Here is a 12,526-nt window from a genome sequence, read left to right as displayed (position 1 = left end):
CCGTCCGCGGTCACCGTCTCTCGGGACCGCCCGACCCCGCCGCCGTCGCCAGATTCCCACCCCACCGGCGCTGCGACGATGGATTCAATGACCTCACAGTCATCCCAGGCACCCCAGACTCCTCAGGCGCCCCAGTCGCCTCATACATTCCAGGTCGATCTGCGTGGCCTGGTGGATCTGCTCTCGCACCACCTCTATTCCAGTCCGAAGGTCTATCTGCGCGAGCTGCTGCAGAACGCCGTGGACGCGATCACCGCGCGCCGCGTCGAGCAGCCCGACGCGCCCGCCCGGGTACGGCTGTTCGCCGAGGGCGGCGCACTGCGGGTGGAGGACTCGGGCATCGGGCTCACCGAGGCCGACGTACACGACCTGCTCGCCACCATCGGGCGCAGTTCGAAGCGCGACGACGGTGGCATTCAGGAGGTCCGCTCGGACTTTCTCGGGCAGTTCGGTATCGGCATGCTGGCCTGTTTCGTGGTCGCCGAGCGGATCCGCGTGGTCAGCCGCAGCGCCCGTACGCCGGACGCGCCGCCCGTGGAGTGGACGGCGGCCGACGACGGCTCGTACACCGTGCGGACGCTGCCCGACGAGGCGCGTCCCGAGCCGGGCACGACCGTGCACCTGCTCGCGCGGCCCGGCGCGGCGGAATGGCTCTCCCCCGCGCGCGTACTGACACTGGCGCGGGACTTCGGGTCGCTGCTGCCGTACGACGTCCGGGTGGGCGACGAGGCGGTCACCGATCTGCCGGCGCCCTGGGACCGCGCGTACCCCTCCCCCACCACCCGGCGGGTGGCCCTGGCCCGGCACTGCCACGACCTGTTCGGGTTCACGCCGCTGGACTCGATAGAGCTGAACGTGCCGCTGGCCGGGATCCGGGGCGTGGCGTACGTCCTGCCGGCCGCCGTCAGCCCCGCCCAGCGGGCGACCCACCGGGTGCATCTGAAGGGCATGCTGCTCACCGAGCGGGCCGAACAGCTGTTGCCGGACTGGGCGTTCTTCGTGCGCTGTGTCCTCGACACGGACAGTCTGCGGCCCACGGCGTCGCGGGAGTCGCTGTACGAGGACGAGACCCTGGCGGCCGTACGGGAGGCGCTGGGCGAGAGGATCCGCGGTTGGCTCACGGGGCTCGCCGCGGGCGATCCGGAGCGGCTGGCGGCCTTCCTGTCGGTGCACTACCTGGGCGTGAAGTCCCTGGCGCGGCACGACAGGGAGATGCTGCGCACGATGCTGCCGTGGCTGCCCTTCGAGACGACCGACGGGCGGCTGTCCCTGGAGGAGTTCGCGCAGCGGCACCCGGTGGTGCACTTCACGCGCACGGTCGAGGAGTACCGCCAGGTCGCCCCGATCGCGTCCGCGCAGGGCGTCGGGGTCGTCAACGGCGGCTACACGTACGACAGCGAGCTGGTCGAGGCGCTGCCGTCGGTGCGCCCGGGGACGGTGGTCGCCGAGCTGGACGCCGACACGGTGACCGCGCACCTGGACACGCTGGACCCGGACGAGGAGCTGGCGCTGACGGGCTTCCTGTCGGCCGCGCGGGCCCGACTGGACCCCCTGGGGTGCGATGTCGTGCTGCGGGCCTTCCATCCGCTCTCGGTGCCCGCGCTGCACCTGGACGACCGGTCCTCCCGGCACGAGCAGGCCCGTGCGGAGGCGGAGGAGCGGGCCGACGACCTGTGGGCGGGCATCCTCGGCTCGCTGCGGAGCAGCGCCCCGCGCGCGCGGCTGGTGCTCAACCATCTCAACCCGCTGATCCGGCGGATCAGTTCCCTGTCCGACCGGGAGCTGGTCGGCACGGCCACGGAGTCCCTGTACGGGCAGGCCCTGCTGATGGCCCAGCGACCGCTGAGGCCCGCGGACTCGGCGCTTTTGAACCGTGCCTTCATCGGCCTGCTGGAGTGGGCCACGCACACCGATCCCGGGTCGGGGCCCGGCTCGGGTTCGGGTTCCGGTTTCGGGGAGGACGGCCGCCGATGAGCCGGTTCAGCGACATCACGGATTTCGACGAGCTGCGCCGGGCCATGGCGGAGAACTACGAGCAGCCGGAGGGCCCCGCCCGCAACGCGCGCGCGGAACTGCTGCTCGCTCAGGCCGAGAAGCTGAACGTGCCGCTCGCCGTGATCGAGGCGCTCGGGCATCAGCTGAAGGTCTACAACTACAGCTCCGAGAAGGACAAGATGTTCGTCCCCTTCGCGCGTCTGCTGCGCATGTGGGACGAGCGCCCGGAGGACTTCGACGAGTACGAGGTCCACTCCCTGCACTGGGTGTTCAAGTGGATGTCGGCCGGCATGCTGAACCAGCCGCACGTCCCGCTGGCCTCCATCGAGAAGTGGCTCGGCGAGATGGAGCACCGCTACCGGCTCGCCGGGCACTCGGAACGGGCCGTGCGCAGCGCCGAGTTCAGTGTGGCCACGCACATCGGCGACCTGGCGCGGGCCGAGCGGGCGTACGGGGCGTGGCTGGCCGCCGACCGGGACGCCATGGCCGACTGTCACGCGTGCGAGCTGCACGGGCAGGGCTGGTGGCAGGCCCTGCGGCGCCGGGAAGCGGAAGCGCTGGAGCTGTGGGCGCCGGTCCTGGAGGGCGAGTACACGTGCGCGCACGAGCCGCACACCGTCCTGGCGTCCTCCCTGGTGCCGCTGCTGCGCCTGGGGCGCCCGGACGAGGCGCGGGCCCACCATCTGCGGGGTTTCCGGCTGGTGCGGGCCATGGAGAGCATGCGGGGCGCGTACGCGGACCACGTGGAGTTCTGTGCCCTGACCGGTAACGAGGCACGCGGCCTGGAGCTGCTGGCCGAGCGTCCGGCGTACTTCACCGACTCCGGGGACCCGCGCAGCAAGCTGGACTTCATGAGTGTGGTGGCCCTGCTCATGAGCCGCCTCACCGCGCGTGGGTTCGGCGAGCAGAACGTCCCCGGTCCCGCCGGGCGTGGCTGGACCGCCCGCGAACTGGCCGCCCACGCGCGCGAGGAGGCCCTCGCTCTGGCCGCGCTCTTCGACGAGCGCAACGGCACGGCGTACGTCAGCACCCATGTCCGGGAGCGGATGGACCGATCGCCGCTGCTGGAGCGGCTGCCGCTGGGGGTGCGTTCGACGCGGGCCGTCGTTCCGGTGCCGGCGCCCCGGCCGCCCGCCGAAGTCGAGCGGACGGAGGGCATGGCGGCCCCCGAGGACCTGCCCGCTCTCCTCGCGGAGGCGCGGCGGCTCTCCGAGTCCCTGCATCCCGGGTCGGTCGGCGCCTGGGCCGCCGTGTCACGTGCCGCCGAGGCCGAGGGCGCGGAGCTGGACGCCTGGGACCGTGCGGAGATCGTCGACCACGAGGCGATCGGCCTCGGGCCGGAGGGCCGCACCCTCTTCGAACGGGCGGCCGAGCTGTACGAGGAGGCCGGTGACCCCGGCGAGGCGCTGGCGGCACGCGCGCGCGGGGCGAACGTGCACGCCCTGGCGGGCCACCCCGACGCGGCCCTGGAGCTGATCTCCGAGCCGTACGAGCGGATCCTCGCCCTCTGGGCGGACGGCCGGACGGGCGTGCGGCAGACGGCGTCCGTGCTGGTGGGGCGGGCGCGGATACTCGTGCAGCGGATGCACGAGAGCGAGGACGCCGACGTGGTGGCCCCCGCCGAGGCCGCCGTGCGGGAGCTGGCCGAGTTCTGTGCGGGCGCCGAGCCGCGCCACACGGAGGACGTACGGCTGGCCTCGCGGGCCGCGGAGGCGCGGGCGATGCTCGGGGAGCTGGCCGCGCGCGGCGGGGACGCGGAGGCCGCCGCCGGGCTGTTCGCGGAGGCCGCGGAGCGGTATGTGGCGGCCGGGCTGCCCTGGTTCGCGGTGCAGTACGAGGCGCGGCTCGCCGGGGTCGCGCAGCATCTCGGGGACCTGGAGACCGCCGAGCGGGCGGCCCGTTCGGCGCTGGAGCACGGCGGGGCGGATCTGGAGGCGGTGGGGCACGCGCAGCTGCACCTCCAGCTGGCCGAGCTGCTCGGCGCCGGCGAGCGGGTGGAGGAGGCCTCCGCGCACGCCCTGGAGGCGGCGCACTGGTCCGACGAGGCGGGTGAGGGTCCGACGCTCGGCGCCTGGGCCCGGCATCTGCTCGGCGGGTTCCTGCTGCGGCTGGGACGGTGGGCGGAGGCGGCCGAGGTGCTGGAGTCGGCGCTGCCGGACCTCACCACCGAGACGCACGGGGACGGGGCCGTCGCCCAGACCCTGTGGTGGCTCGGTGACTGCCACACCGAGCTGGGTGAGCACCGTGAGGCCGCCGAACGGTGGCTGCGGGCCGCCGACATCGCCCGGCACTGGCCCGAGCAGCGCGACCACGCCATGCTCGCCCATCTCGCCGCCGAGGCGCTCGCGCGCGCGGGGCTGCCCGGCGAGGCCGACCGGGCGTACGCGCGTGCCGTCGATCTCTGGGGTGAGCTGGGGAACGTCCACGGGTACGTCCGGGCGCTGCGGGCGCGGGCCTGGTACGCGGCGCGGGAGAGCCGTCAGGGCGCGGAGCCGTCGGCCCTGGACGAGGCCCGGGAGCTGATGGGTGACGCCGTGGTGGGCTGCGAGGCGGCCCTGTCCGATGTGACCGGTGAGGAGAACCGGCGGCGGATCGCCGCGGAACTCGGCGAGACCTGCCGGCAGTTCGGCGACCTGCTCGCCCGGTCCGTGGCCGAGGACGCGGAACTCGCGTCCTTCGGGCCGGTCTTCGAGGAGGCGCTCGGGTTCGTCGAGCGGGCGGTGTCGGTGTACGAGTCCCTCGGGGAGGACTTCCTCGACGCGCGGACCGCCGTGGAACTCGCTGCGGGGTGGCTGGAGGCCGACCTCCGGCGGGGGGCCGCGGCCGCGGGGCGGGCGCGGGGTGTGGTGTCCGCGCTCGCCGGGCGGGACGACGAGACGGCGGTGGCTCGGCGGGCGGAGGCGGAGCGGTTGTCGGAGGTGGCGGGGGCCGCGGGGGCGCGGGAAGAGGGCTGAGTTGGGGGCGACCATGGTTTCTCGCCCCCGCCGCCCCTACCCGTCCCCTCCCTCGGGGCTCCGCCCCGGACCCCGTTCGCGCAGTTCCCCGCGCCCCTGTTCTAGGGGCGCGGGGAACTGCGCGAGAAGCCCCACGGACCCGCGGATGGGGGTCGAAGGGGCGCAGCCCCTGGAGGATGGGACGGGTAGGGGCGGCGGGGGCGAGAAAATCCCTACTCCACACCGATCAGCAGCAGCGCGCCCTGCCGCCCGCCCCGGTACACCACCGTGTCCACCGCCAGGTATCCCTCCCGCACCCGGGTCTCCACGTGGTCCACGACGTCGGTGGGGGCCTCGTCGCCCAGGACGAGGGTGACCATTTCGCCGCCGGCGGCGAGCATGCGGTCGACCACCGCGGTCGCCGTCCGCGTGACGTCGGAGCCGATGACGGCGACATCGCCCTCGATGAGGCCGAGGACGTCCCCGGCCTGGCAGATGCCGGCCATGGTCCAGGACTGGCGCTCGGCGATGACGACCTCGGCGTAGCGGGTGGCGCCTGCCGCGGAGGTCATGGAGACGACGTCCTCGTCGAAGCGGCGGTCGGGCTCGTGGACGGCGAGGGCGGCGATGCCCTGGACGGCCGAGCGGGTGGGGATGAGGGCGACCCGGACGCCCTCGGCGCGGGCCTGCTCGGCGGCGGCCGCCGCCGTGTGGCGGAGGTCCGCGTCGTTGGGCAGCAGCACCACCTCGCGCGCGTGGGCACGCCGTACGGCCTCCACGAGCTCCCCGCTGGCGGGCGGCTCCCCGGGGCGGGCCAGGACCGTGGTCGCGCCGGCCTCGGTGTAGAGCCCGGCCAGCCCCTCCCCCGGCACGACGGCCACCACGGCCCGCTGGGCGCGCTCGCGCGGCCGGCGCCCGGCCTCACCGGTCATGTGGGCGTCCTCGGCCCCGAAGTGCGTGATCCGGATCCGGTACGGCCGCCCGGCCTCGACCCCGGCCTCCACGGCGGCCCCGGCGTCGTCGACGTGCACATGGACGTTCCACAACCCGTCCCCGCCGACCACGACGAGCGAGTCGCCCAACTCGTCCAGCCGGCGCCGCAGGCGGGCCACGGCCGCGTCCTCCGCCTCCAGGAGATAGATCACCTCGAAGGCGGGCCCCTCCGCTTCGGGCCGGTCGTCCGCGCACACCTCCACGACCGCGGCGACGTCGGCCACGCGCGCGTGCCCCCCGGAAACGGCCACCGCCCTCGGCGCCTCCCCCGTGAACGTCTCCACCAGCGCCGCCAGCACCGCCACCAGTCCCCGTCCGCCCGCGTCCACGACGCCGGCGCGGGCCAGGGCGGCCAGTTGGGCGGGGGTGGCCGCCAGGGCCGTACCGGCGCCCTCGTAGGCGGCGCGGGCGACCGTTCCGCAGTCGCCCTCGGCGTCGGTGGCCGCGTCGGCGGCGGCGGAGGCGACCGTGAGGACGGTGCCCTCGACGGGATGGGCGACGGCGTCGCGGGCGGAGTCTGCGGCGTGCCGGAGGGCGAGTCGCAGGCCCTGGCCGTCGGTGTGGGCCGCCTCACCGTCATCGGCGAGGACCTGGGCCATGCCCCTCAGGAGCTGGGCGAGGATCGTCCCGGAGTTGCCCCGGGCCCCGATCAGCGCGCCGTGCGCCATGGCCCGCGCGGCCTGGGCGAGCGTCGGCTTCCCCGCACCGGCGGGCGGACCTCCGGTCTCGTGGCCCGCGAACACCGCCTCGACGGCCGCCACCGCCGACTCCATCGTCAGGTACAGGTTCGTGCCGGTGTCGCCGTCGGCCACCGGGTACACGTTGATGGCGTCGATCTCCTCGCGCGCGCGACCCAGCGCCGCCAGCGCGAGTCCGCACCAGGTGCGTACCGCGAGAGCATCGAAGAACGTCTGCGGCACCTGCGGCACCTGCGCCTCCTTGAGCTGCTTGGCTGCTGGACGTGGGCCAGGTGGGACGCCGCACGTCGCACGCAGCGTAGACCCGCAGCGGTGACCGCCGGTAAGAGGGCCGGGACGGGCCCCGGACCAGCCATGGTAATTTCGTTGTACCGACGCAGTCGTTGTATGCTGCTCCGGTTGTCCGGTTCGGATCGATGATCCGGGTCGGACTCTTCCCCCCGGCAGCGCCACTCAGATCCCAGTCAATGGGGTCGTGATCCCGGCATGCCGGGATCAACCGTAAGCGCATCTGAAGTCTTTGGAGTGACCCGTGGCTGCCAACTGCGACGTCTGCGGCAAGGGGCCGGGCTTCGGCAACAACATCTCGCACTCGCACCGCCGTACGTCCCGTCGCTGGAACCCGAACATCCAGCGCGTGCGTACCGTGGTCGGTGGGACGCCGAAGCGCGTGAACGCCTGCACCTCGTGCATCAAGGCCGGCAAGGTCTCGCGCTGACGCTCAGCCAGCGCGCGGCCACTGCCGGTTCGCCGCACAGAGCCGGTCCACCATAGGGTGGGCCGGCTTTTTGCTGTGCCCGCGTGCCCTCCTGCGTCCCTCCCGGCCGTGCCCGCACGTCCCCTTGCTGCCAGAATCCCGTGAATGCGGTTCGGCATCCTGGGTCCCCTCGCCCTACGCACCGACGACGGCGCCTCGCTGGACCCGGGCGGCCCCCGCCCCCGCGCCCTGCTGACGCTGCTCCTCCTCGACGCGGGCCGTACCGTCTCCGTCGAGCGCCTCATCGACGGCCTGTACGGGGCCCGGCCACCCGCCGGGGCAGCCAACGCGCTCCAGTCCCAGGTCTCCCGGCTGCGCAGACGCCTGGGCCCGCACGCGCGGATCGAGGCCACGCCCGCCGGTTACCGCGTCGCCGTCCCGCCCGACACCGTCGACGCCCACCTCTTCGAGCAGCTGTCCGGGGAAGGGCGAAGCGCTCTCGCCGCCGGGGACCCTCCGCGGGCGGCGGCCCGGCTGCGCGAGGCGCTCGCCCTGTGGCGCGGGCCCGCGCTGCCCGACCTGCCGGACGCGTACGCCGAGGTCGCCCGCCTCGACGAGCTGCGGCTGGCCGCCGTGCAGGACCGGATCGAGGCGGACCTCGCGCTCGGCGGCGGCCCCGGACTCGTCCCCGAGACGCGCACGCTGCTGGCCGCACACCCGCTGAGCGAACGGCTGTACGGCCAGCTGATGCGGGCGCTCCACGCGAGCGGGCGCCCGGCCGAGGCGCTCCGCGTCTACGAGGAGGCCCGGCGCGTCCTCGCCGACGAACTGGGCGCCGACCCGTCGCCCGAGCTCTCCACACTCCACCGCGAACTGCTGCAGGGCCAGGACCCGGGCCCACGTCGCCCCCGCGTGCCGGCCCAACTCACCCGCTTCATCGGCCGGGACACCGAACTGGCGCGCATCGCCGCGCTCCTGACCGGCCCCGACGGGTCCGAGCCCGCCCTGTCCGGCTCCGGCCCGGCCGACCGCACCCTCTCCCGCTCTCCCTCCCGCGCTTCCGGTGCCCGGCTCGTCACATTGACCGGGCCCGGCGGGGCGGGCAAGACGCGGCTCGCGATCGAGGCCGCGCGGGCCCACGAGGCCGCCTCCACGAGCGTCTGCGTCACCGAGCTGGCGTCTCTGACCGACGGCGCGCAGATCCCGTACGCCGTTCTCGCGGCCCTCGGCGTACGCGAGGGTCTGCGCGGGCCCGGGAGCCCTGTCGCGCAGGCCACGGAACGGTTGCTGGCCGCCCTGGAGGAACGTGAACTGCTGCTCGTGCTCGACAACTGCGAGCATCTGGTCGAGGAGGCGGCCCGCCTCGTCGGCCTCCTGCTGGGCGGCTGCCCCGGCCTCCAGGTGCTCGCCACCAGCCGCGAGTCGCTCGGCATCACCGGCGAGATCCTCGTGCCGGTGCCGCCACTGCCCCCGGAACTCGCCGGCCACCTGTTCCTGGACCGCGCGCGGGCCGTACGCCCCGACCTCGGCAGCGGTATCGGTATCGGTATCGGTATCGGTATCGGTATCGGTATCGGTATCGGTATCGGTATCGGTATCGGTATCGGTATCGGCCAGGACATCACCGCCCCCGGTGTCGAGGGGCACGCGCGCGTGGCCGGTCCCAGCGAGCACGCGCGCGTGGCCGACATCTGCGCCGCCCTCGACGGCCTGCCCCTGGCCATCGAACTGGCCGCAGCCCGGCTGCGCACCCTGACCATGGACGACCTCGCCGACCGCCTCGCCGACCGCCTCGGCACCCGGCTGGGCACCCACGGGCCCACTCCCGGGACCGTCTGCGCCCCCGCCACCGACCGCTTCCGTCTCCTCTCCCGCGGCGACCGCACCAAGGCGCCCCGGCATCGCACGCTGCGGGCCGTGGTGGAGTGGAGCTGGGAACTGCTGGACGAGGCGGAGCGGGAGTTGGCGCGGCGGCTGGCCGTGTTCTCCGGGGGTGCGACGGCGGAGGCGGTCGAGGCGGTGTGCGGGGTGCCGTACGCGGAGGACGTGCTGGCCTCGCTGGTGGAGAAGTCGCTGGTGGAGGTCGCCGACGGGCGGTACCGGATGCTGGAGACGATCCGCGCGTACGCCGCCGAGCGGCTCGCCGGGGAGAACGATCCGCAGCGGCTGCGGACCGCGCACGCCGGGTACTTCCTGGCACTGGCCGAGCGCGCGGAACCCGTCCTGCGCGGTGCCGGGCAGCTGCCCTGGCTGGAACGGCTGACCGCCGAGCACGGCAATCTCGACGCGGCCCTGCGCCACCTGACGCACACCGACAGCGGGGCCGCGCTGCGACTGATGGCGTCCCTGTCGTGGTTCTGGCGGCTGCGCGGTCCGCAGAGCGAGCATCTGCCGCTCGCCCGCGCGCTGCTGGCGGCCGTGGGCGAGGTGCCGCCCCCGGGACTGGCCGAGGAGTACGCGCTGTGTGTGATGCACACGGTCGCCGGACGCGGTGACGACCCCGGCGAACCCGAGCGCCTCGCGCGCGTGGCGGCCGTACTGCGGGCACTGGAGGAGCCGTTGCGGCTGCCGTCCACCATGGTCATCTGGTCGCTCGTCGGCGGTCCGGTCCTCTCCGTGGAGGAGGAGATCCGGGCCGTGCAGATGAGCGACGACCCATGGGGCCGGGCACTGCTGGACGTCGGCCTCGCCTACCAGGACCTGTTCGCGGGGCGCCCCGCCGCGTCGGAGGCGGCCTTCACGCGCGCGTTGGACGGCTTCCGCGCGACCGGCGACCGCTGGGGCATGGCCAACTGCCTGGACCCACTGGCCTCGTTCGCCGACTGGCGCGGCGAGTACGGGCGCGCCCTGGAACTGCTCGACGAGGGCCTGGCACACGTACGGGAGAAACTACGACGGCGACCCGGACCGCGCGGTGGCGCTGCTGGTCTTCCGCTCCGCACGGCTGTCGTACGACCGCCAGGACATCGCCGGGCAGAAGCGGATCCTCACCGAGCGCTTCGCGGGCATGGGCTGGGAGGGGCCGCACGTCCTCAAGGCGCTGGAGGCGGCCGACGACCTGTACTTCGACGCGATCGCCCAGATCCACGTCGACCGGCTCACGAAGGGCCGGGTGGCGCTGCTCGGGGACGCGGCGTACGGCGCCACGATGGGCGGCATGGGCACCGGTGTGGCGGTCGTCGGCGCGTACGTCCTGGCCGGTGAACTCGCCCTGGCGGGCGGTGACCACCGTACGGCGTTCGCCGCGTACGAGTCCCGGATCAGGGACTTCGCCGAGGGCTACCAGAAGACCTCGGGCAACGCGGGCCCGTTCTTCGCGCCGCCCACCGAGCGGCGGATCCGCGGCCGGGACCGCATGTACCGCCTGCTCGCCTCCCGCCCGCTGGCGGCCTTCTTCAAGCGGCTCACCGAGAAGTCGGCGACGAACATCAAGCTGCCGGAGTACCCCGTGTGAGGACCCAGCCGTGGTCCACGGGCCCGATCCCCCCGCCGAGCGCGAACCCGGCGACGATCGCCCCGGTGACGTACTCCTTGGCCGCCGCCACGGCCTCCGGCACGGTCCGCCCCCGTGCGAGGTGCGACGCGATCGCGGAGGCGAGGGTGCAGCCCGTGCCGTGCGTGTGCCGGTTGTCGTACCTGGGGGCCCGCAGCCAGAACTCCTCGGAGCCGTCGGTGAGCAGATCGACGGCGTCTCCCAAGAGATGTCCGCCCTTGATCAGTGCCCACCGGGGCCCGTACGCCAGCAGGGCCTCGGCCGCCTCGCTCATCTGGGACTCCGACTGGACCCGTACGCCGGTGAGTTGGGCCACCTCGTCGAGGTTGGGGGTCGCGACGGTGGCCACCGGCAGCAGGCGCGTCCGTACGGAGTCCAGCGCGGAGGCGGCGAGGAGCGGGTCACCGTGCTTGGAGACACCGACCGGGTCGACGACGACCGGCGCGTCGGTGGCGGCGAGCAACTCGGCGACGGCCTCGACGAGTTCGGCGGAGGCGAGCATGCCGGTCTTGACCGCCTGGACGCCGATGTCGTCGACGACGCTGCGGTACTGGGCGCGCACGGCCTCCACGGGAAGCTCCCAAGCGCCCTGCACGCCGAGGGAGTTCTGCGCGGTGACGGCCGTGACGACGCTCATGCCGTGCACCCCGAGCGCGAGCATCGTCTTCAGGTCGGCCTGGATCCCGGCCCCGCCGCCGGAGTCGGACCCGGCCACGGTGAGGACCCTCGGCGGCGCGGGACTCATGACTCGATGTCCGCGAAGTGGTCCCAGCCGCCCTTGCTGGTCCAGGGCGCCCCGTCCACGGTCACCTGGGGCAGCGCGGAGGGGTTGAGGACCTCGCCGATCACCTTCCACCGCGCGGGCAGCTTCACGTCCTGCGGGAAGGTGGCCACGATCGCGTGGTCCTCGCCCCCGGTGAGCACCCACTGGAGGGGGTCGACACCGACGGCCTGACCGATGTCGTGCATCTGGGTGGGGATGTCGATGGCGCCGGAGCGGATGTCGATCCGGCACTTGCTCGCCTCGGCGATGTGCCCCAGGTCCGCGATCAGCCCGTCGCTGACATCGCACATCGCGGTCGCGCCGAGGGAGGCGGCGGCCGGGCCCGCGTGGTACGGCGGCTCGGGGCGCCGGTGGGCCTCCACGAAGGCCCGCGGCGAGCGGAAGCCCCGGGAGAGCACCGCGTGCCCGGCGGCGGACCAGCCGAGCCAGCCGGTGACGGCCACGACATCACCGGGCTGGGCTCCACCCCTGGTCACGGGCTCGTGGTTGCGCAGATCACCGAGCGCGGTGATCGAGATCATGATGGTGTCGCCGCGGACGACGTCACCGCCCACCACGGCCGCGCCGGCCACCTGGCACTCGTCGCGCAGGCCGTCCATCAGCTCGGTGGCCCAGGTCACCGGAAGTTCGGCGGGCGCGACCAGGCCGAGGAGCAGCGCGGTGGGTACGGCACCCATGGCGGCGATGTCGGCGAGGTTCTGCGCGGCGGCCTTGCGCCCCACGTCGTACGCCGTGGACCAGTCGCGCCGGAAGTGCCGTCCCTCCAGGAGCAGGTCGGTGCTCGCCACGACCCTGCGGTCCGGCGCCGCCACCACGGCGGCGTCGTCGCCGGGGCCGACCCGGACCGCCGGGGTGGTGGTGAGCCGGGAGGTGAGCTCCCTGATGAGCCCGAACTCCCCCAGCTCTCCCACGGTGCCCTTCATCGTCGTATCG

At 74.2% G+C, this 12,526-nt stretch carries 8 protein-coding genes; 5 read left to right on the top strand and 3 right to left on the bottom strand.

Annotated elements, in window-relative coordinates; all coding sequences use genetic code 11:
* Positions 1-78 precede the first annotated feature (78 nt).
* Together OG272_RS34940 and OG272_RS34935 are read left to right on the top strand one after the other, a co-directional pair.
* On the top strand, positions 79-1,974 hold the full coding sequence (locus OG272_RS34940; RefSeq protein WP_405895477.1) for an HSP90 family protein: 1,896 nt from the start codon (positions 79-81) through the stop codon (positions 1,972-1,974).
* Positions 1,971-4,949, top strand: coding sequence for a tetratricopeptide repeat protein (locus OG272_RS34935; protein WP_405895476.1), 2,979 nt, complete (start codon positions 1,971-1,973; stop codon positions 4,947-4,949). The genes OG272_RS34940 and OG272_RS34935 overlap by 4 nt, the downstream gene beginning before the upstream one ends.
* Before the next feature lie 212 nt (positions 4,950-5,161).
* Here OG272_RS34935 and OG272_RS34930 read toward each other — a convergent pair whose 3' ends face one another.
* Positions 5,162-6,850, bottom strand: coding sequence for a DAK2 domain-containing protein (locus OG272_RS34930; RefSeq protein ID WP_327727652.1), 1,689 nt, complete (start codon positions 6,848-6,850; stop codon positions 5,162-5,164).
* Positions 6,851-7,151: 301 nt separating this feature from the next.
* Here OG272_RS34930 and rpmB point away from each other — a divergent pair, with 301 nt between their 5' ends.
* The 3 genes from rpmB (at position 7,152) to OG272_RS34915 (ending at position 10,770) form a co-directional block, all read left to right on the top strand.
* Positions 7,152-7,337: a 50S ribosomal protein L28 gene (gene rpmB / locus OG272_RS34925; RefSeq protein ID WP_003993230.1), complete on the top strand. Its 186-nt coding sequence runs from the start codon at positions 7,152-7,154 to the stop codon at positions 7,335-7,337.
* Positions 7,338-7,481: 144 nt separating this feature from the next.
* Entirely contained in the window at positions 7,482-10,520 is a 3,039-nt protein-coding gene (locus OG272_RS34920) for a BTAD domain-containing putative transcriptional regulator (protein WP_405895475.1), read from the top strand.
* Positions 10,474-10,770, top strand: a complete 297-nt coding sequence (locus tag OG272_RS34915; protein WP_405895474.1) for a hypothetical protein — start codon at positions 10,474-10,476, stop codon at positions 10,768-10,770. The genes OG272_RS34920 and OG272_RS34915 overlap by 47 nt, the downstream gene beginning before the upstream one ends.
* On the opposite strand, the gene thiD is transcribed toward OG272_RS34915, so the two are convergent.
* On the bottom strand, positions 10,745-11,554 hold the full coding sequence (thiD, locus tag OG272_RS34910) for a bifunctional hydroxymethylpyrimidine kinase/phosphomethylpyrimidine kinase (RefSeq protein WP_327727655.1): 810 nt from the start codon (positions 11,552-11,554) through the stop codon (positions 10,745-10,747). The genes OG272_RS34915 and thiD overlap by 26 nt on opposite strands.
* Positions 11,551-12,516: a thiamine-phosphate kinase gene (locus OG272_RS34905; protein ID WP_326576959.1), complete on the bottom strand. Its 966-nt coding sequence runs from the start codon at positions 12,514-12,516 to the stop codon at positions 11,551-11,553. Before OG272_RS34905 ends, thiD begins: the two co-directional genes overlap by 4 nt.
* Between the last annotated feature and the right edge of the window lie 10 nt (positions 12,517-12,526).

This window comes from Streptomyces sp. NBC_00104 (genome assembly GCF_045160825.1).
In the GTDB taxonomy this organism is placed as follows: Bacteria; Actinomycetota; Actinomycetes; order Streptomycetales; family Streptomycetaceae; genus Streptomyces.
The sequence above is the reverse complement of the archived record's forward strand: the minus strand, read 5'-3'. Positions and strand labels throughout refer to the sequence as shown.

Bases quoted from the DNA above. Each gene is read 5' to 3' on its own strand.
- OG272_RS34915 (WP_405895474.1), top strand. From the start codon at position 10,474: ATGGGCACCGGTGTGGCGGTCGTCGGCGCGTACGTCCTGGCCGGTGAA.
- thiD (WP_327727655.1), bottom strand. From the start codon at position 11,554: ATGAGTCCCGCGCCGCCGAGGGTCCTCACCGTGGCCGGGTCCGACTCC.
- OG272_RS34920 (WP_405895475.1), top strand. From the start codon at position 7,482: ATGCGGTTCGGCATCCTGGGTCCCCTCGCCCTACGCACCGACGACGGC.
- OG272_RS34905 (WP_326576959.1), bottom strand. From the start codon at position 12,516: ATGAAGGGCACCGTGGGAGAGCTGGGGGAGTTCGGGCTCATCAGGGAG.
- OG272_RS34940 (WP_405895477.1), top strand. From the start codon at position 79: ATGGATTCAATGACCTCACAGTCATCCCAGGCACCCCAGACTCCTCAG.
- OG272_RS34935 (WP_405895476.1), top strand. From the start codon at position 1,971: ATGAGCCGGTTCAGCGACATCACGGATTTCGACGAGCTGCGCCGGGCC.